Here is a 23,783-nt window from a genome sequence, read left to right as displayed (position 1 = left end):
AGTCGCAGCGGCAACAGGGAAATGCTATGCAACACAGGGGTGAGGTTCGGCAAGCCACATCTACAATACAGATCAAGGGTGGGATGAACCGTTGAAAGCTACTGGCATCGTACGTAGGATTGATGACCTCGGCCGCGTCGTGATTCCGAAAGAAATTCGAAGGACACTGCGTATCCGCGAAGGGGATCCTTTGGAGATCTTCGTGGACCGAGATGGTGAGGTCATTTTAAAGAAGTACTCGCCCATCGGCGAACTCAGCGATTTTGCGAAGGAATACGCAGAGTCGCTTGCGGATTCCACCGGACACATCGCCATGATTACAGACAGAGATGTCATCATCGCGGTCTCTGGCGCTTCCAAGAAAGAATTCTTGGAAAAACCGATCAGCGATGATTTGGAACAGGCGATGGAAGATCGCAAAACATTGGTCAACGGCATGGGAGAGTACGCCGTGGTGCGGGATCGGACAGAGAAGTTCTCGTCGCGAGTGGTTGCACCCATCATCGCTGCAGGTGATCCGATTGGCAGCGTGGTTTTGCTGTCGCGCGAAGACGGCGTCAAGATGGGAGACCTGGAACGAAAACTGGCCGAAACGGCGGCAGGTTTTCTGGCTAAGCAGATGGAACAGTAAGTTGCTTCTTCCGATACGGCCCGCGCACACTGCGCGGGTCTTTTGCATGCAGTTGGTACGAAATACGCGAAAATCCCGATACGGTACGCGAATTGTTGCCTGGTTTTCCTGAAGCTCGGACTATCCCCGGTAGTCTGTCCATACGTATTACAAAGAGTGATTCCGGCGGTTGGAGGCCGCTTGGTGTGGAAGCGGGGGAGAGACGTGCCGAAACGGCAGGGATTCGTGTACGGTGCCTTATTGTTAGCTTTGGCCGCCATCATCAGCAAGTTGTTGGGGTCTGTGTATACGATAGTGCTTCAGAATGTCATCGGGGATCACGGCATGGGACTGTTTCAGATGGCGTATCCGGTATACGCCACACTGCTCGCGGTCGCGACGGCTGGATTTCCGGTAGCCATCTCGAAATTAGTGTCGGAGCGTATTGCGTTCGGTGACGAGTACGGGGTGCGGCAAATTTTCAGGGTCGCCACAGTGATGTTGGGGACGCTTGGTATTGTCGCCTGTGCTGTGCTGTACTTCTGGGCAGATTCGTGGGCGAGCATCGCCGGAGATCCAGATGCGGCTTGGGCCATTCGCGCCATCTCGCCCGCACTGTTGATGGTGCCCGTGGTGAGCGCCATCCGCGGCTATTTTCAGGGTTACCAGTGGATGCAGCCTACGGCCATTTCGCAAGTGGTGGAGCAATTTGTCCGCGTGGCGACCATTATTGGGCTTGCCATGTGGCTGACGCGCGCTGGGTTCGGAAGAGAATTCGCAGCTGCAGGGGCTGCCTTTGGGGCCGTGACTGGAGCGGCGGCTGCATTACTGCTCCTGGCGTACTACTGGGTTGCCAAGCACCCAAGTGTACTGACGGAGCGTCGGCCCCACGGGACGTCCGCGCGGGTATTGGCCAGGCAGTTGCTCTACTACGCGTTTCCCATCAGCTTGGGAGCGATGGTCGTGCCGTTGATGAACAACGTCGACGTGGTGACCGTGGTCAATTTGTTGAAGAATGCTGGAGCGTCTCAGGGAGCGGCGACGACCGACTTCGGTCTCCTCGCTGGCCGGGCATTCAAGCTCATGATGTTGCCTACCACATTGGCGTCGGGCATCGGCATCGCGGTCATGCCTGCTGTTTCAGAGGCGTTTACGCTCGGCTTTCGGAGATTGATGTCAGAGCGGATTGACACCGCCATTCGTTTGACTGTGCTGATTGCCCTCCCGGCCAGTGTCGGCCTGGCGATGCTCGCTGTACCGGTGGATATCGCCTTGTTTAAGGACGACGCCGGTGCACGTGTGATTCAAATCATGGCATGTGCCACGTTCTTCGCCAGCGTGCAGACGACGGCGGCGGCCATTTTGCAAGGTGCGGGTTGGGTCTACTTGCCGGTGCTCAACTTGGCGTTGGCTTCATTGGCCAAGCTCGTGGGCAATTTGTTTCTCGTGCCCATCTATGGTATAGAAGGGGCGGCCTTCTCCACCGTGCTGAGCTATGCAGTGGCCACGACGTTAAACTTCAGCGGGATGTACCGTTGCACTGGCGAGCGTATACACTGGCGGAGCTGGGTGGTCAAGCCCGCCGTAGCGGCGTTTATGATGGGGGCATTTGTGTACGCGGCGGCGTCTCAGTGGCGCATCTGGGGCGGACTGTCGTGGGACAGGGTTGGGATTGCCGCCGCAAGTGGTATCATAATCGTGATTGCCGTTGTCATTTACGCCGTTGCGCTGCTTCTGACGGGTGCCCTTACGGAACGGGACATCGCTGCAGTACCGCGGGTTGGACCTCGGCTGGCATTTTGGTGTCGGCGATTGGGGTGGGTTCGCTCGTAGGCAGCTCACCTACAGCGGCGGCAGACAGGAGTGACATCATTGTCGAAGATTTGGGTGGTTGGTCTCGGCCCTGGGGATGTCTCCGGGTTGCCGATGGGAACGTACAAGTTACTGAAATCGGGTCGTCCCGTCGTGTTGCGGACGACGGTTCATCCTGTGGTCGACGCTCTCCGCAGCGAGGGGATAGAGTTTGTTTCCTTTGACGAGTTGTACGAAACCGGTCAGGCGTTTGAACAAATCTACGAGGAGATGGCAAGGCGTCTGCTCGCTATGGCGGCTGCTCATGGCGAAGTGGTGTACGCAGTACCGGGGCACCCACTGATGGCGGAGCAGTCTGTGCAGAACCTCTACCGCATGGCGGGAGACGTCGAGGTGGAGGTAGGGGCTGGCCAAAGCTTCTTGGACGCGGTGTGTGCCGCATTGAGAGTCGATCCCATCGAGGGATTTCTGTTACTCGACGGTACGAGCTTCTCCTCCAGTGAACTCCAGGTGGGACTGCATACGTTTGTGGTGCAGGTTTATTCACCGTCTGTGGCTTCGGACGTGAAGCTGACGCTTATGGAAGTGTACCCGGACGACTACGAAATTGTGGTTGTGCGCGCTGCTGGGGTGGAGGGGCAAGAGCGGATTCTGCGAATCCCTCTGCACGAATTGGACCGAGTGGAGTGGATTGACCACTTGACCACCGTGTACTTGCCACCTGCGGTGAGTGAAAGGGTGCGGTATACGGACCCGTGGTTTGTCGCCGGGTTGGTTCGCAGACTTCGGGAACCTGACGGGTGCCCGTGGGACAGGAAGCAAACGCACACGTCTTTGCGCAAGTACGTCCTGGAAGAGGCTTACGAGGTTGCCCATGCCATCGATGAGGACAATCCGGACGCCCTGGCCGATGAACTCGGCGACTTGTTGTTGCAGGTGCTGTTGCACGCACAAATCGCGAGCGAATCGGGAGATTTTACCCTCCGTGACGTGTACGCGGCGCTGGCCAGCAAGCTGATCCGTCGCCACCCTCACGTCTTCGGCGAGGAAACGGCGAAGAGTGTTTCGGACGCAAATGCGTTTTGGAACCAGGCGAAGGCTGCCGAAGCGGAACCAAAGACCCGTGACGCGTCGTTGGTGGACAAGGTCAAGTGGGCGCGTCATCCGCTGACTGTGGCGCAGGACTTGCAGGAAAAGGCGGCGAGCGTTGGCTTTGACTGGAAAGACGTCCAGGGTGTCGTCGACAAGTTGAAGGAGGAAGTCGCAGAACTGGAACACGAAGTGCGTTCATCTGCCGATTCCCGGGAACGTGTGGAGGAGGAGTTTGGCGACGTCCTGTTTACGCTGGTGAACGTCGCACGCTGGTTGGACATCGATATGGACCGCGCCGCGACGCGCGCGAACAAGAAGTTTGCGGAAAGATTTCGTTTTGTAGAGGGAAAATTAAAGGAAAATACGTCCACCATAGCGAATAATGGAGCATCAGACTTGGAGAAATATTGGAATCAAGCGAAAACCCGTGGGAAATCTGCTGAAGTACCGCTTGATTAGAAGGATTTCTCCGTTCTAGGACGAATACATCTTTCGGATATTCCCATGGAGGGGGCTAAATTACGTGAATAAGAACGAACTCGTGAATAAGGTAGCAGAACAAACCGGCTTGAAGAAAAAGGACGCGGAACAAGCTGTCAACAGCGTGTTCGCTGCGATTGAAGAAGCATTGGCTGCGGGTGAAAAAGTCCAAGTGATTGGCTTTGGCACCTTTGAAACGCGCAAGCGCTCCGCTCGCTCCGGCCGCAATCCGCAAACCGGTGAAATCATCGAAATTCCAGAATCCACGGTTCCAGCTTTCAAGCCTGGCAACCGGTTGAAGGAACTCACGAAGTAATTGCGACTTGACAAGTTTTTGAAGTCTTCGCGGCTCATCAAACGGCGGACCATTGCCAAGGAAGTTTCTGAAGCAGGTCGCATTTTGATCAACGACAAGGTGGCGAAGCCCGGATCCGACGTCAAAGTCGGTGACGTACTGACCATTAAGTACGGGCAAAAAACGGTTCAAGCTCGCGTCCTTCAGTTGCTGGAGAACCCGCGGAAAGAACTTGCTGAACAGATGTTTGAAATCATCGGCGAAAGTCGGTTTGATGATGCGGAAGAAGAGGACGACTGACGGAAGTTATCCGGTCAGTCCCACGGCCTTGTGCTGTCAGTAAAGGCTGCTGAGACCCTGTCTCAGCAGCCTTTACTCATTTTGGGCGGGAGGGACATGGCCCACGACGCAGTTGCGTCTGATGTGTTCTAATCCAGTGCGAACCATGCATACATTGAACCAGATTGGATGGACGAGGTTTGGGGGTGTACGCTGTGCAGAACAAGGACGAACACGATATTCACATTCTTGGCCGCAAGTCTGTTGAAGTGACGGGCGTGTCCAGTGTGGAAAGCTTCGATACGGGCGCGTTTTCTCTCATTACGTGCGCAGGGCCACTCATCATTCAAGGATCCAACTTGCATATGAAGACCCTGGATTTGCAAACCGGAGTCGTCATCATTGAAGGAACCGTGACCAGCCTGTCTTACACCGTGCCGAAGGATAAGAAGAGAAAACTAACAGGAGCACTATTCCGTTAAGCGATGTCTGGACAGGTTTCCTATATCTTCGGTTTGCTGGCGGCTGGTTTACTGATGGGCATGGTGTTCGACATCTACAACACGGTGACAGGTGCATCGAAGTGGTTGAAATGGATTCAACCCACCTTGGATGTTGCGTTCTGGGTAGCTTCCGCGTTGGCAGTCTTTTACGTCGTGTTCACGACCGATGACGGCAAGCTTCGCATGTACACGTATGTGCTGCTGGCCATCGGATACAGCCTGTATCGGTTGACCCTTCGCCGTACGGTGGTTGCGAGTGCGTTTTTAATTGTTCGGTTCCTGCAGTCGGTGATTCGCGGTCTGTACAGATTGGTCTATACCGTGACGGTTCGGCCAATGACTGCCCTGCTTCGCGTGGCGTTCGCGCTGCTGAAAGGCGTCTATTTCGTGTTGTGCGTGTTGGAGACGTGGATTTTCCGAATTGTGCAGTTCTGGCTCAGGGTGACCTTGGTGCGCTGGATTTTACGACTCCCGTTCATTCAGCGTATTTTCGTAAGATTTCAGGCGTCGTGGGAGGAGATGTGGGCATCGGTGTCGAAGTGGCTGAGAGGAAAATGGGAACGGGTGTAACACATCCAAGCGTACAAGGAGATGGCATGAGGAGTGTCCCGAATCGCAACTTTGCCGGTGTCCCACCAGTCGTATCCCAGAGGCGCGAAATCACCTGCGCCACGCCGTCGAAAATGGTTTAGATTGCGGTACATTGCGTTACTCGCAGTGTGTGGATGGGCGACGTATTATTACTGGCACGTTCAGTATCCGCAATTGAAGATGCTATCCATGAAGCAGGCGCAGTTGCAACAAAGCCTGAATGCTGCCGCCAAACAACATGCAGAGTTAGTCAAGCAATCGAACCAACTCCAAGACGACAGTTACATTGCCCGGTATGCCAGCGAACACTACAACCTCATTCTTCCCGGTCAAGTCGCGTTTGACGTCAAACATTAAAATATTTGTGTGATTGGCCATGACGACTTGAATTGATCCTGCATAATTTCTTATATTAAGTACGGGTAGGTCTACACTCTTAAGGAGGCATTTCTTCTGTATGTCCATTGAGGTCGGCAGCAAATTGTCAGGGAAGGTCACGGGCATCACACATTTCGGAGCGTTTGTGTTGCTGCCGGGAGGTGTCACGGGTCTTGTGCATATCTCTGAGATATCACACAGTTACGTGAAAGACATTCACGAACACCTCAAAGTCAACGATGAAGTCACAGTCAAAGTCATCAACGTCGATAAAGACGGAAAGATTGGGCTGTCCATTCGGCAGACCATGGAAAACCCAAATCCTCCTGCACGGGGTGGGGACCGTCCGAATCGAGGTCGGCACGGCGGTGGCGGATTTCAACGCCAGACGTTTGAAGACAAATTGTCGCGTTTTATGAAGGATAGCGAAGACCGTTTGCAGGCGCTTCGTCGCAGTGAATCCAAGCGCGGTGGCCGCGGCGGTCGGCGTGGATAATACACGATATACCCGGGGGCACTCCAGTGCCCCCGGGATGTTTCTCCGTAAAGGATGTGAAGTGGACTGTGGGCAGTCCGGATGCGTATTACTTGGAGTATGAGTTGTCCGATGGAAGCCGAGTGATTTTGAAATTTGACAACGAGAACGACAGGGATGGCTGCCACATCTCGTTGGACATGTACAAAGTTCAGCTTGGGCCTGTGGATATGTCGGTGCTTGAAGGCATCACTCGGAAGTTCGGCGGTCAGTTGGTTGCACCGAATTCATAAATTTTTACATACAATCTGTGGATTGCTTTGACCCAAGAACCGCTTGTAACTTATAATATCGTCGTGGATGTATGGGCGACTGATGCGACTCGAGGTGAGCGCTGTGGGAGAACATTACCTTCATCCGTGGTTGATTGCCATTTTTCTGTTACTTTTCACGCTGATGTCCATTGTCGGACTCATTCGACTATTGCGTGAACGGAATTTGTTCGGAAGCGTGCTTTTGCTGATGTCCACCTTGGTCTTCGGATACAGTACTTGGATTGCAGCGACGCTCCATGCCTAGTCTTGCTCTCCAATGCGTGTCTGGAAAGGGGCAGGCATTCTTGGCCTCTTTCCAGGAACCTCGTCAAATAAAGAGGGAGAATCGGCGATTCTCCCTCTTTATTTGTGTGCGGCGGCCCGGTACCGGAAGAACGCCTGATTCAGCATTTGAATGGATTTCGCGTCTCGGTTTTGGAACGCCCTACGCAGTTGACTGCAAAGCCAATCCGGCATTCCATCAACCCCTCAAAGAAGGTCCTTACTTCATCATATGAACGTTCGCCCAATGTGCACCTATTGTTCCTGTGCTCGCAAAAAGGATTTCAGATTACTGTGCACCTGCTGAACGGGGATGCCGGCGAGGGCAAACAGTTCTTCTGCATAGGGGTCCGGTCGATACGGCTTTTCGTAATACACTCGAGCGATTCCAGCCTGAATAATGCTTTTTGTGCATTGCAGGCACGGCTGATGCGTTACATAAATGTCGGCTCCTTCCGTTGCAATGCCGAACCTCGCACACTGCAGGAGCGCATTTTGTTCCGCATGGATGGCTCGGACGCAATGGCCGTCGACGACCTTACAGCCTACGTCGATACAGTGAACGTCCCCGACGATAGAACCGTTGTAACCGCTGGCGATAATTCGTTTGTCACGGACAATGACGCACCCCACTGCGAGTCTCGTGCAGGTTGAACGCATCGCCATCACGCGACTTTGTGTGGCGAAAAACTCCTCCCAAGACATTCTTGTCGATTGCTGCGATCCACGCTCTACCATGGTTTTCCTCGCCTCTTTCGGCAGTGTCAAACTGCATCTTGTGTCTCCTGACATTATAAAGAATTCGCAGAACTGCATCGAGTTGTCTGGGATCCTGTCGACCCGTACGGTTTCTGTCGGAATATTTCTCGTCCTTGCTGACTCGGTTTGACAAACTTATCGCGCGCCCCTCCGTATAATGTCCCTACACATGAAGGAGGGGTAACGCATGGCATACTCTTTCGCGCAAAACGGTGGTGACACGCAAACCTCGTTGTTGCAAAGGCAGAGCACAAGAATGAAGGCCCACGCACGCAGGTGGGCTCGAACGGCGTTGTTGCTGGCCATGGCAGTTCTGCTCGGACACGCCGGTATAGAGCACGTGATCTCTCCATTTGCTTTGGCGTACTACGTGGTTCTCACGGAACTGACGGGAACCAAGCGCAGCTGGCCGGCGTATGCCACTCTAGCAGGCGCGTATTGGCAGGGCGGGATGAGCGCGGTCGCCATATTGGCCGTGGAAATGCTGCTTTACCGACTCTTGCGCAAGGTGGTATTTGTCCGTAAAAATCCGGATTTACACTGGATACCGTTCATCGCAGGACTTGTCGATACTGCCGGGCGCTTGGGTTCCGTTGGCACTGTATGGACTCGCTATGACATTTTGCTCTCGCTGGCGGAAGGCGCTCTGGTTATCCTGCTGTCTCTGATCTTTATTCAGTGCCTTCCGCTGTTTGCTGGTGCCCCGCAGACTCGAAAACTGAAACATGAACAGGTGGTGAGTCTGACCATTCTGCTCGGCTCCATGATCACCGGGCTGGCGGGTTTAGACGTACAAGGCGTGGCGCCGCTGCAGGTTGGCGTCGACTGGCTCGTTCTGGCGCTGGCTGCGGCTGGCGGAGCCGGGATGGGGGCAACCGTGGCGATTGTCGTCGGCGTGCTGGCGATGATGAATCACGCGCAGTCGATGTCTGCCGTCGCTGTGCTTGCGTTTGCCGGTCTGTTGGCAGGTGTGTTGAAGGATGCCCGAAGAACGTGGTCCGGTCTGGCGTTTTTGTTGAGCTTCGGTCTTTTGACGGTGGCTACGAATACGGATTGGACTGCGACAACCAGCACCATCCTGGCGGCGGCTGTGGCAACCGGGCTGTATTGGCTGACGCCGCGCAGCCTGATTCGTGAATTGGCGACCTTTGTGCCAGGAACCGCAGAACACACTCAAACGGAACAGGAACGCGCGCGTCGCATCCGTGAACTGTTATCAGAGAAAATCTACGATATGAGTGCTGTCTTCGAAGAACTGTCGGCCACATTCGCGGACACGAACGACAACGCAGTGGTGTCTGCACAACAATTGCTGGACCACACGGTGGGAAGTGCAGCGAAGGCCGTATGCAACGGCTGTCCATTGCGCGCGAAGTGTTGGGATAAGGAAGGCTACGCAACGTATCAGGCGATTGTACACACGGTTGAAAAATTGGAAGCGTCCGACAGCATACACGCTCAGCCCACGGCAGATCTGAAGCAACGCTGCGCCCGCATCGACTCCATGATGGGCGTGCTCCGTCACAATTTGGAGATGACGGACAGGGACGCGAAGTGGATAGATAAACTCAGGGAACAACGATCGTTGGTGTCCGCTCAATTGTCCGGTGTCGCTTACGTGATACGCGACGTTGTGAACGAGTTAAACCGGAGTAACGAATCCTCGATGTCAGGCGAAGAGCAGATCTTGGGGGCGCTTGAGCAGCTGGGCTTGTTTGTAGACCATGTTCACATCGTCAGCCTCGAGCCAGGTAAGGTCGAAATCGAGGTCAGTCAACCTTCTACCGGTGCGTATGAAAATTCCGTACGCATGATTGCACCGCTACTTTCCGGGGTGATTGGAGAGAACATTACGCTCAGCAAAGTGTTAGGCGACGAAGGTGGCCCCTGTACCAGCGTGTTCACGTCGGCTCGGCTGTTCAATGTGGACACAGCAGTCGCCACGGTGGCGAGAGATGGGCGAACGGTCTCTGGAGACACGTACGCTTCGGTGGACTTGGGGAACGGTCGCTACGCGGTCGCAGTCAGCGACGGCATGGGGAACGGAGAGCGTGCACGTCGCGAGTCAAAGGCCGCGATTGAGCTGTTGAAAAAGTTGTTGAAAGCAGGTTTTGACGAGCAACTCGCCATCAAAACTGTAAACTCCACGCTCCTGTTGCGGTCGCGGGACGAAATGTTCACCACGCTTGACATGGCGTTGATAGACCTGTATTCGGCTCGTGCAGAGTTCTTGAAGATTGGGTCGGCGCCGAGTTTTGTGAAGCGTGGCAATCAGGTGTTTGCCATTACCGGGGACAACGTGCCCATTGGAATTTTACAGGACATTGAAGTTCACACGATTGATGAACAACTGTACGACGGCGACATTCTCATTCTCGTCTCGGACGGGATTTACGACGCGCCGCAAAACGTCTACGACAAAGAGGATTGGTTGAAGCGGCAGATTGAGCGGTTGGAAACGACGGATCCGCAGGAAATCGCGGACACAATTGTCGAGTCAGCCGCCCGCCTGAACCACGGTGAGATTCACGACGACATGACGGTGCTCGTGGCAACCGTCACCAACTATCAGCCCGAATGGGCATCCATCAAGCTACCCGGACTTACGGGCCTGCGCAAGGAGAAGCGCAAACAGGGGGCGTAGTCTCGCCGAGGACTGGAATGACTCCTGACAAAACCGTCCATACTGGCTACTAACCAGGTACGGAGGTGAAAGAGTTGGGAGATGTGAAAGGAACCATTCGACAGATATTGGTGGTCACCGACGGCTGTTCAAACGTCGGGGACGATCCCGTCGTAGCCGCTTCCAACGCCCGCAAACAGGGCATGGTGGTGAACGTCATCGGGATTGTCGACAAAGGTGAGGTTGGGCAGCATGGCAAGATGGAAGCACTGTCGATTGCAGACGCGGGCGGTGGCATGTGTAGACTGGTACAACCGGTAGAACTCTCTGCAACGGTGCAAATGATGACGCATCAGACCATGCAATTGACCCTGCAGCAGGTCGTGAACCAGGAGTTACTCGAAGTGATGGGAAAATCTACGGAGGACCTGCCTCCGATGGAGCGCTCCAAGGTGATGCAAGTCGTCGACAAGCTGGAGGAGGAAGTGCGACTGGAAGTCGTCGTCGCAGTTGATACCAGTGCCAGCATGCGGGACAAGATTCCCACCGTGCGTGAAGCCATTCGCGATTTGTCACTGTCACTGCAGGCTCGGCAAGGCGATTCGCGGGTGGCTGTGATTACGTTTCCTGGCTCGGGAGACAGCATGGTGGAAACCGTTCAGCCGTTTCAATCTGAGGTGGACATGGCGAAACTGGACGACATTCTCGTGGCGCGTGGTGGGACTCCGACCGGACCGGCCATTGACCACGCCAGAGGATTGTTTCAGCAATTGCGCGACGTCGACGACTTTCCGACCAGCCGCTGGACGGGAGAGACACAGTCTCAGTAAATGCAGGTGGATGCAATGATGCCGCAAGGGACAAAGGTCGTCGGCAAGTGGACCAACACGGTGTTGTACGTTGAACAACACTTAGGCAGCGGGGCAAACGGACAGGTATACCTCGTACGGTCGCCAGCAGGCAGAGCCGCCATGAAAGTGTGTCCCAGTTCCAGCGACATCGCCATGGAGTGGGGATTGCTCGAAAAGCTGAGTGCACGCAGCAGTGTGTTCCCCAAACCCATGTTCATCGATGACTGTGCGCCTGACTTGTACTTTTACGTGATGGAGTGGATTGCCGGAGAACCATTTCACCGCGCGGCGAAGAATCTATCTCCCACACAGTTTCACGACGTCGTCGGAGCTCTGCTTGCGGGATTTGCAGAACTGCACGCAACGGGACATGGATTTTGCGACATCAAACCGGAGAACATCCTTGTCTCGGCAACGACGCCACCATCCATTCGGTTTGTGGACGTGGGTGGCGTGACGCAGTTCGGCCGCTCTGTACGGCAGTACACCCCGTTCTACGACCGTGGGTTCTGGGGGCTTGGTTCGCGAAAGGCAGACGCCTCCTACGACTTGTGCGGCGTCGCGTTGGCCGTTCTTTTTACATCGGTTCAGCCTCCGGACGTATTGCTTGGGAAATCACCGGAGCAGCGCAAGGAATGGCTGTGGAAGGCGCTAAGAAAATTTCCGTCCGCCTCCTACGTGCCATTGATACAACGCGTACTACGTGGAGAGGTGCTGGACGCATTGCAATTCCAGCGGGAGTGGGCCCGCGCAGGCTCGGCCACCGCGCGCTCCCGCAAGAACGTCAGGGCAGCCTCCGCGGCACATCCGCCATCCAGAAGTACTTCGGCAGCCACAGGTAAGCACCGGGCGGCGCCGTCCCGCAGGTTGCATAGACAAGTCGACTGGACAGAGTGGCTGATGTGGACGTCACTCGGGATGGCGGTCATGGTGACGATGACCGCATGGGCCTCATTTCTGGGATTGCTTTAGGCGCATGGCGGCACGTGCTTGGCACGTGCCGTTTTTTTGGCGGCGGGCGCGTGATACAATCTGCCCAGGGACAGGGGGTGAACAGGTGTCTCTCGTCAATGAGGTTCAGAACGCGGTGTTGGATTGTATTACAGGTCTCATCGCTTCCACGCGACCAGAGGAGGTTGCAACCGGGCCGCTGTTGGTAGCCGTTTCCGGCGGTGTCGACAGCATGGCGCTCCTCCATGCAGTCTGTACTGTTGCGCGTCAACGGCGCTGGGATGTACAGGCTGTTCACGTCAATCACAACTTACGTCCCACCTCTGCGCAGGACGCGGAGTGGGTGACGCAGGTCTGTGCTTCCTGGCAAATTCCCATCCGCGTGTACAGCGTACATCTCGGGGACATTCCGCACCACAAACGCAAAGGCACCGAGGCGGACGCGCGCGCTCTGCGGTACGAAGCCATGACCACCGAGGCTCGCCGTGTTGGCGCGTCGTGCGTTCTGCTTGCCCATCACGCAGACGACCAGGTGGAAACCGTGCTGTGGAGGTTGATGCGGGGGACGTCACTGACGGGATTGTCCGGTATGAGACCGTTGGTCAAACGAGAAGGGATTTACTGGTTGCGCCCGTTTCTATCCATTTCAAAAGCCGAACTCGCGGCGTATGCGAAAAACCATGGCGTGCCACACGTTGAAGATGAAACTAATGCCTCGGACGCCTATACCCGAAATTTTCTCCGCCATCACGTGATTCCGAATTTGAAGCAATGGCAACCGCGGTTGCCGCAGGCGGTCTCTCACCTGTGTACGGTGCTTCAGGACGAAGACGACTTTCTCGAGGCGGAGGCAAAAAGGGCGTTCACGCAGTTGGTTAAGAAAGAGGAGCGGGGGTACAGTATCGAGTGTAAGCGGATTTGCGCACTACACCGTTCTTTACAACGCCGCCTGATTAAAATACTATTGTATTGTTTCGCTTCTGGCGAGGATTGGACATTCAATGACGTTGAAGGTATCCTGACCTTAATTCACGGTCAAAACCCATCTGCGGAATTACACTTATCTGGTACACTTCGTGCCCGCCGCGAGTACGGCCTCCTCGTGGTGGAGACCGTTCCGGCAGAGGAGCGAACGTCTTTCTTCTATCGGTGGCAACCGGAGCACACTCGTCATCTGGAACTGTCGCTGCCGAATCAGCGATGGGTGTTCGAGAGCACGTGCTTGTCCAACGTGGACACGGTTCGCACTGAAAATCGGTATGAATTGTACCTTCCAAAAGTGGAAAACGTCATTGTCCGTACCGCGATGCCGGGTGACCGAGTGAGACCGCTCGGCCTAAACGGAAGCAAGAAAGTACACGACATTTTCGTTGATGCCAAGGTTCCACGCTTGCAACGAGCGTCTTGGCCTTTGTTTGAAGTGGATGGGAACGTCGTCTGGATTCCGGGTTTGGTTCGCAGCGAGCACTGTCTCGTGGTCAACCCGGAACAGGGTGTTTTGCGGATTCAAGCAACACCGCCCACGGACTCATCTCGGTCATTTTGACGTTCTCTTTGTGGATTTTGCAAATCGCTGGGTACATGTATCCGCGAGGACGACGTATGAATAAGATAAGCATGGCTCAGGGAGGCCCTTATGCATCCACACTTGAAAAAAATCCTCTTTTCAGAACAAGACATTCAAGGCTGTGTCGCAAAGCTGGGAAAACAACTTTCTGTAGACTACGACGGTAAGAACCCTTTGTTCATCTGCGTTTTGAAGGGTGCCGTCATGTTCATGGCGGACCTCGTCAAACACGTCGAGGTGCCCATGGAAATGGACTTTATGGCTGTCTCCAGCTATGGAGACTCTTCTAAGTCTTCGGGCGTGGTACGGATTATGAAGGACCTTGACCGGCCCGTGGAAGGACGACATGTCGTCATCGTTGAAGATATTGTGGACACAGGTCTCACCCTCGCGTATTTGAAAGATCTCCTGATACGCAGGCACGTAGCGAGCGTTCGCGTGGTCACGCTGTTCGATAAGCCGGAAGGCCGCAAGGTAGAGATTACACCCGATTACCACGGCTTTGAAGTACCGAACGAATTCATCGTTGGTTATGGCTTGGATTACGCTGAGCAGTACCGCAACTTGCCGTACGTAGGCGTCCTCAAACCGGAGATATATGTGAAGTAATCGTGAATCCACGGCCATTTCTGTTACGCGGTCAGTGCCCTATGGTACAATGATTGCGCCATGACCGAGAGGAGGTAAGGCATGAACAGATTTTACCGTAGCATCGTTTTCTACGTCCTGATATTGCTGGCGATTGTTGGAGTTGTCAACTATATAACGGGACAAGATCACACAAAGACAACCCTTACATATACGCAATTTGTCAACGATGTGAAAAACCATGAGGTCGAACCGGATGTTCTTGTCACTCCGGAGGGTTTGACCGCCACGATTGACGGTACGTTGACCAATGGGAACAAGTTTACGACGCGGGCCCTGATTATTGACAACGACATCACAAGCTTCCTTCAGGACAACAAACTGAACGCGACGTACGCTCCACAGCCGAAGGCGTCCATCTGGATTCAGTTCCTGGAATCGGTCGTGCCATTTATCTTCATTTTCATCCTGATGTTCTTCCTCTTCAATCAGGCGCAAGGTGGCGGCAGCCGCGTAATGAACTTCGGCAAGAGTCGCGCTCGCTTGTACTCAGAGGAAAAGCGGCGCGTCACATTCAGAGACGTTGCGGGCGCTGATGAAGAAAAGACAGAACTCGAGGAAATCGTGGAATTCCTGAAGGATCCAAAGCGTTTCTCCGCACTCGGAGCGCGGATCCCGAAAGGTGTTTTGCTCGTCGGTCCCCCTGGCACAGGTAAAACGTTGCTCGCGCGCGCCGTCGCTGGCGAGGCGGGGGTTCCGTTCTTCAGCATCAGTGGTTCCGACTTTGTCGAAATGTTCGTCGGTGTCGGTGCATCTCGCGTGCGCGACTTGTTTGAGACGGCAAAGAAGAATGCACCGTGTATCATCTTCATTGACGAAATTGACGCTGTGGGTCGTCACCGTGGTGCCGGACTCGGCGGCGGCCACGACGAACGCGAACAGACGTTAAATCAGTTGCTCGTAGAAATGGACGGATTTTCCGCGAACGAAGGAATTATCATTATCGCGGCAACAAACCGGCCGGACATTCTGGATCCAGCGTTGCTCCGCCCAGGCCGCATTGACCGCCAAATCATCGTCAATCGTCCGGACGTCAAAGGGCGCGAGGAAATCCTGAAAGTGCATGCTCGGAACAAGCCTTTTCATGAAGATGTCCGCTTGGACCAGATTGCCAAACGAACCCCAGGGTTTACGGGAGCGGATTTAGAGAACGTGCTCAATGAAGCGGCTTTGCTGGCCGCACGGCGCGGTGAATCGACCATCCGAAACAGTGACATCGACGAGGCCATTGACCGCGTCATGGCTGGCCCGGAAAAGCGAAGCCGTGTGATGTCGGAACGCGAGCGAAAGCTTGTCGCGTATCACGAGTCTGGACACGCGGTGGTTGGGTACTTCGTTTCGAATGCCGACACCGTGCACAAGGTGACCATCGTGCCGCGTGGAATGGCTGGCGGATACAATCTGATGCTTCCGAAGGAAGAGCGTTACTTCATGACTCGTCAGGAGATGCTGGACAAAATTTGCGGCTTCCTCGGTGGACGGGTAGCCGAAGAAATTGTGTTCGGGGAAATTTCCACCGGTGCGCACAACGACCTGCAGCAGGTGACGCAGATTGCCCGGCAGATGGTCACCGAATATGGAATGAGCGACAAACTTGGACCGATGCAATTCGGGAATCGACAGGGTTCGGGCCAAGTGTTCCTTGGCAAAGACTTGTCCGTTGAACCAAACTACAGCGACCAGGTGGCGTACCAAATTGACGAAGAGATGAAGCGCATTGTCGAAGAATGTCATGAAATCACGCGCAAGGTTTTGATGGAACACCGGGACAAACTGGACGCCTTGGCGAACATCCTGCTTGAGAAAGAAACACTGGTCGAAGAGGAAATTAAGGCAGTCATGGAAGGCTAAGCGGTCTAACTGAAAAAACTTTACCCTCGAGCGAGGACTCGAGGGTTTTTTGTCGAATCATGTACCCAACGTAGTGTACATCGGCAGCGGTGTAATGGAGGCTTATTTGTGCGTTGGGTATCACTCCGGACGATTCAACCCAATCGAGTTTTGGCGCAGAGCATCTTTGATGAGCGTGGAAGGGTGCTGTTGGCTCGTGGTATGGTACTTAGTTCTCGAATGGTTGAGCGCCTTCGTCGCATGGGGATAGGCTCCGTTTGCATTGAAGACACATCGACGGACGACTTGCAGACACAAGGGGTCGTCTCTCCTCAGACACGGCAACTCGTCTTGGATGCCACGTATCGTTCACTAAGGGAGCTCGCCAACGGCACATATTCACGCGTCGTCAAACCGAATCGGGTCAAACGACAACTCAGACCGTTGCTCTCTGACGTCATTGGTCAACTGAAAGCGATGGATGGCGCGGGAGAACATCTGGGGACTGTCTACGTATCTGGTGGAGATCTGTACCACCATTCTGTAAATGTGACATTTTTCGCACTTGGCGTCGGCATTGCTATGGGACTCACCGAAGAGCAGCTCATTGACCTTGGTATCGGTACCCTTTTACACGACGTGGGCAAGCTGAAAATCCCAGAGTCCATACTGAAAAAACCAGGGCGCCTTACAGACGAAGAGTTTCAGTATATCAAGCTCCACACCAGTTACGGATACGAGTTGTTGCGAGCCGTGCCCGACTTGTCAACGGCCTCGGCCATGGTGGCTCTTCAACACCACGAGCGCATCAACGGTTCGGGCTACCCCAAGGGGTTGCTAGGTGAGGGGATCCACTACTTCTCTCGCATTACAGCAGTGGTAGACGTTTACGAAGCCTTGACTGCAAACCGCGTCTATCGCAACGCGTATTTACCTCACCACGCGTTTGAATTACTGCTCGGGGGCGGTGGGACTCAGTTTGATCCGCTGGTGATTGAAGCTTTCGTCTCCACTATCGCGATTTACCCAGTGGGAATGACGTTGCTCTTGTCAACTGGCCATCGGGCAGTGGTGGTACGGTCGCCCCAGAAACAGACGCAGCGGCCGATTGTCCGCGTGATAGAGGATGCAGAAGGGAATCCAGTGCCGGTCCCTTGGGAGATGGATCTTTCGAAAGAGTTGACCATTGAAATTGTTGGGCGTGAATCGTAAAGTCCGCGATTTGCCAATCGCACACAGTGTGTGCCCGAAAACGGTCAAGGGAAGGATAAGGTTGAAACCTCGCAACATGGAACCGGTTCTTGATGGCATGTACGGGCAACCTCACAAAGGCAGGTGATTCCGCCTGTGGACAATATCCTCGTGATGGACGTCGGGAACACCAACACGGCCGTCGGCGTGTTTCAGGGGGAACGTCTCGCGCATCACTGGCGAGTGACCACCGCCAAAGACCGAACTGCCGACGAAATGGGCATTCTGATAAAGACGTTGTTTCAGGATCAGGGATTGAAATCCGAACGTGTGAACGGTGTCGTGGTGAGTTCCGTCGTGCCTCCGATGGTGTCCGTGATAGAAGACATGTGCAAGCTCTACTTCCGCTGTGCACCGTTAATCGTGGGCCCAGGCATCAAAACGGGACTTCTCGTAAAATACGAAAATCCCCGGGATGTCGGAGCGGATCGGGTAGCCAATGCTGTGGCTGCGGTCCACCGCTTCGGTTGTCCCGTCATCGTTGTGGACGTGCGGACGGCGACGACATTTACAGTGGTCAACCAGGAAGGGCACTATATTGGGGGCGTCATCGCACCCGGAGTGAAGTCTTCTGCGAATGCGCTGTTTCAACAGACGGCGAAACTCCCTAGTATTGACCTTGCCGCACCGCGGAATGTCATAGGTAAAAACACAGTGTCCAGTATGCAGTCGGGCATCGTGTACGGATTCGCTGGACTCATTGATCACCTTGTGGAACGCATCTGCCAGGAGGTCCCGGCCCCGTACCGCGTGGTCGCCACCGGACACTACGCGCGGCTCATTAGCCCGCACAGCAGCGTCATCACCGATGTAGTACCACATCTCACGCTGGAAGGTTTACGTATTTTGTGGGACCTCAACCGCTGATATGATACCGACTTGCAAGGAGGAAACCCGCTTGACACCAATAGATGTTGCCATTCGAGCGATTTCTGAAAACGGACATGTTCGTGCATTGACCTGTACTACCACACAGTTGACCAACGAGCTGCAGCGGAGACACGGAACCTGGCCCGTCGCAACCGCAGCGCTCGGACGTACAGCGTCCGTTGCCGCCATGATGGGCCTCATGCTGAAGGGGCGAGAGCGACTGACGGTGCAGGTGAAAGGGGACGGGCCGCTAGGTTCCATTCTGGTGGATGCTGACTCGGAAGGTCACGTGCGCGGGTATGTCCAGAACCCCCATGTACACCTGCCAGCGAACGCGCAGGGAAAACTTGATGTCGGCGGCGCCGTCGGGTCAGGCATGTTGTACGTGATGCGCGATCTCGGGCTGAAAGATGTCTATCGAGGGAGTGCGGAGCTGCAAACCGGAGAAATCGGCGACGACTTTACCTATTACTTCGCCATTTCCGAGCAAACGCCATCGTCCGTCGGCGCGGGTGTACTTGTGGATACTGACAACAGTGTGATTGTGTCAGGCGGGTTTATCGTGCAATTGCTCCCAGGTCATACTGAAGCAGATATTGAAGCGTTGGAACAACGGGTAGGACAGATGAAAAGTGTTACAGAGATTCTTCGCACGGGTGCCACAGCGAAAGACCTGTTGGACATGGTGTTGCCTGGCGCGGCGGTCTTGGAGGAGCGCAACATCCAGTTTCACTGCGGCTGTTCGAAGGACAGGATGAAGGTTCTGTTAAAGAGCCTCGGTGACGCGGAGATTCAATCTCTTCTGGAAGAACAAGGCGAAGCGGAAGTGGTGTGCCACTTCTGCAATGAGCGATATCATTTTGACAAGGCAGAACTGCAGTCCATATTAGACAACTGACTGGCTGGGGGTGAAAGGATGCCAACTGCATTGACCGAAACACCGCGACAGGCTTTGAAAACATCAGGTACCCTAATCATGGGGATTGTCAACGTGACGCCCGATTCCTTTTCCGACGGAGGCAAGTTTCTGGATCCCAAGGCTGCGATTGAACAAGCGTACCGCCTCGTTGAAGAAGGCGCGGACATCCTCGACATCGGGGCCGAGAGTACGAGGCCAGGTGCCGAGTACGTATCCGCCGAAGACGAGTGGCGCCGCCTGGAGCCTGTACTTCGTGAACTGTGCCAAAACAGCCCTGTCCCGATTTCTGTCGACACCTACAAATCATCCGTCGCGGCGCGCGCTATCGAGTTGGGCATCGACATCATCAACGACATCTGGGGCGGTTTGGCCGACGCCGACATGCTCAACGTCGTTGCCCAAGCGAAATGTGGGTACATATGGATGCACAATCGAGAACATCCAGTGCAAGAAAACGCCTTTGACGCACTCGTCCATGAGACGCGGGCTGGGATTGAACGGTGTCTTGCTGCCGGCATCGACAAGGCATTGCTGTGGATAGATCCGGGCATTGGGTTCGGCAAGACGTACCACCAAAATCTCAGCATTTTACGCCGTCTCTCCGAGTACTGCGCGCTGGGCTACCCGGTACTACTGGGAACGAGCCGGAAGAGTGTCATCGGCAATACGCTGAACGTGCCGCCAGCGGATCGGCTGGAAGGCTCCCTGGCAACGGCGGTACTTGGCGTTGCTGCTGGCGTGCGGTGTATCCGCGTGCACGACGTCCGAGCCACGGTTCGTGCGTGCCGAATGACCGAGGCGATTCTCCAAGCCGATGAATGAGCAGAGGACGTTTGAGACGCACACTGCCTACGTCGCTTTGGGTTCCAATTTGGGCAGGCGAGAAGCATTTCTCAAGAGCGCGGTAGAATGTCTCCGGACGATGGGTTCCATTCAATGCTCGTCCGTCTACGAGACGGAACCGGTGGGCTACACGGAGCAACCCCCATTCCTCAATATGGTGGTAGAGTTACAAACCACGTTGCCCCCACTGGAACTATTGAATCAACTGCTTGCTATCGAACGCGAGCACGGGCGGACCAGAGACATTCGGTTTGGTCCGCGCACCCTCGACCTGGATCTTCTATTGTACGACGACGAGTACATTTGCCTTCGTATGTTGCAGGTCCCGCATCCTCGGATGTGGGAGAGGGCATTTGTTCTGGTTCCGCTGGCGGAACTGGTTCCACATCGCAGGGGGCTCGGTGGATCTTCTATCAAATCGTTGGCCGAACAGATTGCTCGCGAAGGGGAGATTCGGCGTGTCGGACATCTTCGGTAGACGTTTGCGCGCATACCGTAAGTTGAAACATTGGACGCAGACGGAGCTAGCAGAGAAGATTGGTGTGAGTGTGGCCATCATCGGCGGTTTAGAACGCGGCACTCGGTATCCGACGAAGCCAATCCTGGACCAGTTGGCCGAAGTTTTGAATGTGTCCACGGCAGAACTGCTCGGTGACGCGAGTCCCCAACCGCTTGACAATGACTCGCAGCCGTCCTTTTAGTGTAGTCTGGGCGAACGTTTGGTATGCGTTGACATTCCGAAAGGGGCTCTCTATAATTGCGCATAGACGCAACTTTTCCGGGTTGAAGCGCACTGCTTAGTACATACTGTACTGGCAGTGTTTTCTACAATCTGCACACGAATACGAATACGGAAATAGACCCATAGCATATGTTGAGGTACGAGTTGCGGACAGTAAAGGAGAGACCAAAATGACCGAAAAGGAAGTTCTGCTGACGCCCGAGGGTTTACAAAAGCTCGAGGACGAACTGGAACATCTGAAGAGTGTGAAAAGACGCGAAGTCGCGGAACGTATAAAATTGGCCATCAGCTACGGAGATATTAGCGAAAACTCAGAATACGAAGACGCCAAAAACGAACAGGCGTTCGTAGAGGGGCGTATTATGACCCTCGAAAAAATGCTCCGGAACGCCCGCATCATCCATGAAGACGACGTCAATACGGATGTGGTCAGCATTGGATCGACCGTTTTGCTGAAAGATGTAGAATTTGACGAAGAGGTAGAGTACACTATTGTCGGCTCCGCAGAGGCAGATCCGGCGAGCAATAAGATTTCGAACGAATCCCCAGTTGGACGTGCGCTGCTCGGTAAGGCCATCGGTTCGATGGTGGATGTCGCTGTGCCCGCAGGCACGATTCGTTTTCAGATCCTGGAGATCAAACGGTAGTTTGCTGCTGTTACTGGCATGAAAAGGGTTTCTGAATGAGAAAGGATTCGGACGAGGAAACGTTCCTCGTCCGTTTGAATTGGAGAGGTGACGGATGGAAGAACAAGAACTGTTTCAGACGCGACTCAACAAGATGGAGTCGCTCCGCGCCAAGGGCATTGATCCATTTGGCCACCGTTACGAAGTCACACACCATGCCGCAGACATTTTGGCGTTCGGCGACGGCAAGTCGAAAGAAGAACTCGAAGAGGCCGCGTTGCACGTGCGGATTGCCGGCCGCCTGATGATTAAACGAGGTCACGGCAAGGCGTCGTTTGGTGTGGTTCAAGACGTCACTGGCACCATCCAGGTGTACGCGAAGGTGGATGTACTGGGCCAGGATACCTACGAAGTGTTTGAGCTGCTGGATCTCGGGGATTTCATTGGAGTGGAAGGTACAGTGTTCCGTACCAATCGCGGAGAGATCACCGTGCTGGTGGAACAACTCACAGTACTGTCGAAATCCCTTCGCCCGTTGCCAGAAAAATGGCACGGACTGAAAGATCTCGAGACCCGATATCGTCAGAGGTACCTCGACCTCATGGTGAATCCGGATACGCGGTCTACATTTGTGGCGCGTTCGAAGATTGTACAAGCCATCCGTCGCTATCTGGATGACCGTGGCTATTTGGAAGTGGAGACACCGACACTGCATTCCGTTGCCAGCGGCGCGAACGCAAGGCCGTTCGTTACGCATCACAATGCGCTCGATATGACACTGCATCTGCGCATTGCCCTCGAATTACACTTGAAGCGACTGATTGTGGGCGGACTGGAACGCGTGTATGAGATTGGGCGAGTCTATCGCAACGAAGGTATCTCTACACGGCACAACCCGGAGTTCACAATGTTGGAGCTGTATCAAGCGTATGCCGATTTTCACGACATCATGGACCTGACGGAAGAGATGATCAAATACGTCGCGCAGGCCGTCGTGGGCACCTTGCAAATTCCGTACGGTGAATACACGGTGGATCTGGAAAAACCTTGGGCTCGGCGTCACATGGTGGATCTGATTCGAGAGCAGACCGGTGTGAACTTCTTTGAAGTGAACAGTACCGAAGAAGCGCGGGAACTTGCAAAACAGCACGGCGTGAACGTTGAACCCAGCATGGAGTATGGGCACATTGTCAACGAGTTCTTTGAACAAAAGGTGGAGCAGACACTGATCCAACCGACTTTTGTGTACGGCCATCCGGTCGAAGTGTCGCCGCTCGCCAAGAAAAACGAAGAAGATCCGCGGTTCACGGATAGGTTTGAGTTGTTCATCGTTGCGCGTGAACACGGCAATGCCTTTAGCGAGTTGAACGATCCCATCGACCAACGCCAGCGCTTCGAACAACAAGCGGAAGAGCGTGCTAAAGGCAACGATGAGGCGCAAGAGATTGACGAAGACTTTATCACCGCGTTGGAGTACGGTATGCCGCCCACGGGTGGTCTCGGCATCGGCATTGACCGCCTCGTCATGCTGCTCACGAACCAACCCTCGATTCGCGATGTGCTTCTCTTCCCACTGATGCGGGAACGTACGGAGGGATAACCGACTCAATTCAGTCTTCACATCCCGGGTTGTTTCAGTGGAAACTGCGACAACCCGGGATGTTTGTTCTTTGCAGGACTGGCCTTCGCGTTCCCTCATTTACCCCGATTCTTCGCCGCTGCGCCTTGAACGAAAGTCGCTTGAAACATTCATTTACAAAATTGAAACATTCCTTTACAAAAAGGGTTGATCTCGTGAATGAACCGTGATATATTATTCGACGTCGCCGCTGCGGCGGTGATGAAAAATGAAGCAACAAACCGCGTCACATCAGCGTTTCTGAAGTCGACAGCGACCATGCCGGAAACAATTTCCGGTGGATCTCCAAGAGAGATTCGTGNTATATTGGTCGACGTCGCTTCGACAACGAGTGAAGCGGCAGGGCAGCAAAACCAAACATTTCCGCTTTACTTGAATGAGTGGAATGTGGTAACATAGTTGAGCTGTCTCGGGGCGGAGACTCTGGTCAAAGCTCCAACACAGAGTGGTTCCTTGAAAACTAAACACGCGCAGAGAGTGATTCAAAACACGCAAGTGTTTCGTCGGCAATCCAGATGCGAGTAATGCAAGGAACGAGACGAGCGAGGATGGG

At 54.4% G+C, this 23,783-nt stretch carries 26 protein-coding genes and 1 pseudogene; 25 read left to right on the top strand and 2 right to left on the bottom strand.

Annotated elements, in window-relative coordinates; translation table 11 throughout:
* The first annotated feature begins 91 nt into the window (after positions 1–91).
* The 11 genes from spoVT to YWK_RS0112910 all read left to right on the top strand — a co-directional run bounded on the left by spoVT (position 92) and on the right by YWK_RS0112910 (position 7,094).
* Positions 92–631: a stage V sporulation protein T gene (spoVT, locus tag YWK_RS0112960; protein WP_026965139.1), complete on the top strand. Its 540-nt coding sequence runs from the start codon at positions 92–94 to the stop codon at positions 629–631.
* Between the two features lie 183 nt (positions 632–814).
* Positions 815–2,443 (top strand): putative polysaccharide biosynthesis protein, encoded by a 1,629-nt coding sequence (locus YWK_RS0112955; RefSeq protein ID WP_051375577.1) that lies wholly within the window; start codon positions 815–817, stop codon positions 2,441–2,443.
* Between the two features lie 30 nt (positions 2,444–2,473).
* Complete coding sequence (yabN, locus tag YWK_RS0112950; RefSeq protein WP_415782818.1) at positions 2,474–3,973, top strand: bifunctional methyltransferase/pyrophosphohydrolase YabN; 1,500 nt, start codon at positions 2,474–2,476, stop codon at positions 3,971–3,973.
* 64 nt (positions 3,974–4,037) lie between these two features.
* Positions 4,038–4,310 carry an HU family DNA-binding protein gene (locus tag YWK_RS0112945; RefSeq protein WP_026965136.1) on the top strand — a complete coding sequence of 91 codons (273 nt, stop codon included), beginning with the start codon at positions 4,038–4,040 and terminating at the stop codon, positions 4,308–4,310.
* Complete coding sequence (locus YWK_RS0112940) at positions 4,311–4,589, top strand: RNA-binding S4 domain-containing protein (protein ID WP_026965135.1); 279 nt, start codon at positions 4,311–4,313, stop codon at positions 4,587–4,589.
* A 194-nt stretch (positions 4,590–4,783) separates the two neighbouring features.
* Positions 4,784–5,050, top strand: a complete 267-nt coding sequence (gene yabP, locus YWK_RS0112935; RefSeq protein ID WP_035467023.1) for a sporulation protein YabP — start codon at positions 4,784–4,786, stop codon at positions 5,048–5,050.
* A 3-nt stretch (positions 5,051–5,053) separates the two neighbouring features.
* The gene (gene yabQ / locus YWK_RS19880; protein WP_051375576.1) at positions 5,054–5,641 is read left to right on the top strand and encodes a spore cortex biosynthesis protein YabQ; all 588 of its coding nucleotides are present in this window, start codon (positions 5,054–5,056) and stop codon (positions 5,639–5,641) included.
* A 33-nt stretch (positions 5,642–5,674) separates the two neighbouring features.
* The gene (locus tag YWK_RS0112925; protein ID WP_051375575.1) at positions 5,675–6,019 is read left to right on the top strand and encodes an FtsB family cell division protein; all 345 of its coding nucleotides are present in this window, start codon (positions 5,675–5,677) and stop codon (positions 6,017–6,019) included.
* 100 nt (positions 6,020–6,119) lie between these two features.
* Positions 6,120–6,536 carry a S1 domain-containing RNA-binding protein gene (locus YWK_RS0112920; protein ID WP_026965132.1) on the top strand — a complete coding sequence of 139 codons (417 nt, stop codon included), beginning with the start codon at positions 6,120–6,122 and terminating at the stop codon, positions 6,534–6,536.
* Between the two features lie 68 nt (positions 6,537–6,604).
* Positions 6,605–6,808 (top strand): hypothetical protein, encoded by a 204-nt coding sequence (locus YWK_RS0112915; protein WP_035467005.1) that lies wholly within the window; start codon positions 6,605–6,607, stop codon positions 6,806–6,808.
* A gap of 103 nt (positions 6,809–6,911) precedes the next feature.
* Positions 6,912–7,094 (top strand): DUF2759 family protein, encoded by a 183-nt coding sequence (locus YWK_RS0112910; RefSeq protein WP_169727181.1) that lies wholly within the window; start codon positions 6,912–6,914, stop codon positions 7,092–7,094.
* A gap of 98 nt (positions 7,095–7,192) precedes the next feature.
* On the opposite strand, the gene cmpA is transcribed toward YWK_RS0112910, so the two are convergent.
* Together cmpA and YWK_RS19875 are read right to left on the bottom strand one after the other, a co-directional pair.
* Positions 7,193–7,306 carry a cortex morphogenetic protein CmpA gene (gene cmpA, locus YWK_RS21925; protein ID WP_156909146.1) on the bottom strand — a complete coding sequence of 38 codons (114 nt, stop codon included), beginning with the start codon at positions 7,304–7,306 and terminating at the stop codon, positions 7,193–7,195.
* A gap of 102 nt (positions 7,307–7,408) precedes the next feature.
* Positions 7,409–7,849: pseudogene (locus tag YWK_RS19875) on the bottom strand (ComE operon protein 2); the annotation flags it as partial.
* A gap of 208 nt (positions 7,850–8,057) precedes the next feature.
* Between YWK_RS19875 and spoIIE the strand changes: the two are divergent.
* From spoIIE to lysS, 14 genes are all read left to right on the top strand, one after another.
* On the top strand, positions 8,058–10,514 hold the full coding sequence (gene spoIIE, locus YWK_RS0112900; RefSeq protein WP_245578610.1) for a stage II sporulation protein E: 2,457 nt from the start codon (positions 8,058–8,060) through the stop codon (positions 10,512–10,514).
* 83 nt (positions 10,515–10,597) lie between these two features.
* Positions 10,598–11,323 (top strand): vWA domain-containing protein, encoded by a 726-nt coding sequence (locus YWK_RS19870; RefSeq protein ID WP_051375586.1) that lies wholly within the window; start codon positions 10,598–10,600, stop codon positions 11,321–11,323.
* Between the two features lie 18 nt (positions 11,324–11,341).
* On the top strand, positions 11,342–12,316 hold the full coding sequence (locus YWK_RS21105; RefSeq protein ID WP_051375574.1) for a protein kinase domain-containing protein: 975 nt from the start codon (positions 11,342–11,344) through the stop codon (positions 12,314–12,316).
* Positions 12,317–12,401: 85 nt separating this feature from the next.
* Positions 12,402–13,841 carry a tRNA lysidine(34) synthetase TilS gene (gene tilS, locus YWK_RS0112885; protein ID WP_026965128.1) on the top strand — a complete coding sequence of 480 codons (1,440 nt, stop codon included), beginning with the start codon at positions 12,402–12,404 and terminating at the stop codon, positions 13,839–13,841.
* A gap of 90 nt (positions 13,842–13,931) precedes the next feature.
* On the top strand, positions 13,932–14,471 hold the full coding sequence (hpt, locus tag YWK_RS0112880; RefSeq protein WP_026965127.1) for a hypoxanthine phosphoribosyltransferase: 540 nt from the start codon (positions 13,932–13,934) through the stop codon (positions 14,469–14,471).
* A gap of 81 nt (positions 14,472–14,552) precedes the next feature.
* Positions 14,553–16,361: an ATP-dependent zinc metalloprotease FtsH gene (gene ftsH / locus YWK_RS0112875; protein WP_026965126.1), complete on the top strand. Its 1,809-nt coding sequence runs from the start codon at positions 14,553–14,555 to the stop codon at positions 16,359–16,361.
* Positions 16,362–16,469: 108 nt separating this feature from the next.
* Positions 16,470–17,552 carry an HD-GYP domain-containing protein gene (locus tag YWK_RS0112870; protein ID WP_026965125.1) on the top strand — a complete coding sequence of 361 codons (1,083 nt, stop codon included), beginning with the start codon at positions 16,470–16,472 and terminating at the stop codon, positions 17,550–17,552.
* Between the two features lie 153 nt (positions 17,553–17,705).
* Positions 17,706–18,458: a type III pantothenate kinase gene (locus YWK_RS0112865; protein WP_035467014.1), complete on the top strand. Its 753-nt coding sequence runs from the start codon at positions 17,706–17,708 to the stop codon at positions 18,456–18,458.
* 31 nt (positions 18,459–18,489) lie between these two features.
* Entirely contained in the window at positions 18,490–19,359 is an 870-nt protein-coding gene (gene hslO / locus YWK_RS0112860; RefSeq protein ID WP_026965123.1) for an Hsp33 family molecular chaperone HslO, read from the top strand.
* An 18-nt stretch (positions 19,360–19,377) separates the two neighbouring features.
* Positions 19,378–20,202 carry a dihydropteroate synthase gene (gene folP / locus YWK_RS0112855; RefSeq protein WP_051375572.1) on the top strand — a complete coding sequence of 275 codons (825 nt, stop codon included), beginning with the start codon at positions 19,378–19,380 and terminating at the stop codon, positions 20,200–20,202.
* Positions 20,195–20,701 (top strand): 2-amino-4-hydroxy-6-hydroxymethyldihydropteridine diphosphokinase, encoded by a 507-nt coding sequence (folK, locus tag YWK_RS0112850; RefSeq protein ID WP_026965121.1) that lies wholly within the window; start codon positions 20,195–20,197, stop codon positions 20,699–20,701. Before folP ends, folK begins: the two co-directional genes overlap by 8 nt.
* Complete coding sequence (locus YWK_RS0112845) at positions 20,682–20,924, top strand: helix-turn-helix domain-containing protein (protein WP_026965120.1); 243 nt, start codon at positions 20,682–20,684, stop codon at positions 20,922–20,924. The genes folK and YWK_RS0112845 overlap by 20 nt, the downstream gene beginning before the upstream one ends.
* Positions 20,925–21,135: 211 nt before the next feature.
* Positions 21,136–21,612: a transcription elongation factor GreA gene (gene greA / locus YWK_RS0112840; RefSeq protein ID WP_026965119.1), complete on the top strand. Its 477-nt coding sequence runs from the start codon at positions 21,136–21,138 to the stop codon at positions 21,610–21,612.
* A 94-nt stretch (positions 21,613–21,706) separates the two neighbouring features.
* Complete coding sequence (gene lysS / locus YWK_RS0112835) at positions 21,707–23,191, top strand: lysine--tRNA ligase (protein WP_026965118.1); 1,485 nt, start codon at positions 21,707–21,709, stop codon at positions 23,189–23,191.
* Positions 23,192–23,783 lie beyond the last annotated feature (592 nt).

Source organism: Alicyclobacillus pomorum DSM 14955, from assembly GCF_000472905.1.
GTDB classification, from domain to species: Bacteria; Bacillota; Bacilli; order Alicyclobacillales; family Alicyclobacillaceae; genus Alicyclobacillus_A; species Alicyclobacillus_A pomorum.
Note: the sequence above shows the minus strand (reverse complement) of the source record. Positions and strands in the feature narration are given on the sequence as shown.

Coding starts and splice junctions, on each gene's coding strand:
- yabQ (WP_051375576.1), top strand. CDS start 5,054: ATGTCTGGACAGGTTTCCTATATCTTCGGTTTGCTGGCGGCTGGTTTA.
- YWK_RS0112920 (WP_026965132.1), top strand. CDS start 6,120: ATGTCCATTGAGGTCGGCAGCAAATTGTCAGGGAAGGTCACGGGCATC.
- cmpA (WP_156909146.1), bottom strand. CDS start 7,306: ATGCCGGATTGGCTTTGCAGTCAACTGCGTAGGGCGTTCCAAAACCGA.
- spoIIE (WP_245578610.1), top strand. CDS start 8,058: ATGGCATACTCTTTCGCGCAAAACGGTGGTGACACGCAAACCTCGTTG.
- YWK_RS21105 (WP_051375574.1), top strand. CDS start 11,342: ATGCCGCAAGGGACAAAGGTCGTCGGCAAGTGGACCAACACGGTGTTG.
- hpt (WP_026965127.1), top strand. CDS start 13,932: ATGCATCCACACTTGAAAAAAATCCTCTTTTCAGAACAAGACATTCAA.
- ftsH (WP_026965126.1), top strand. CDS start 14,553: ATGAACAGATTTTACCGTAGCATCGTTTTCTACGTCCTGATATTGCTG.
- YWK_RS0112865 (WP_035467014.1), top strand. CDS start 17,706: ATGGACGTCGGGAACACCAACACGGCCGTCGGCGTGTTTCAGGGGGAA.
- folP (WP_051375572.1), top strand. CDS start 19,378: ATGCCAACTGCATTGACCGAAACACCGCGACAGGCTTTGAAAACATCA.
- folK (WP_026965121.1), top strand. CDS start 20,195: ATGAATGAGCAGAGGACGTTTGAGACGCACACTGCCTACGTCGCTTTG.
- greA (WP_026965119.1), top strand. CDS start 21,136: ATGACCGAAAAGGAAGTTCTGCTGACGCCCGAGGGTTTACAAAAGCTC.
- lysS (WP_026965118.1), top strand. CDS start 21,707: ATGGAAGAACAAGAACTGTTTCAGACGCGACTCAACAAGATGGAGTCG.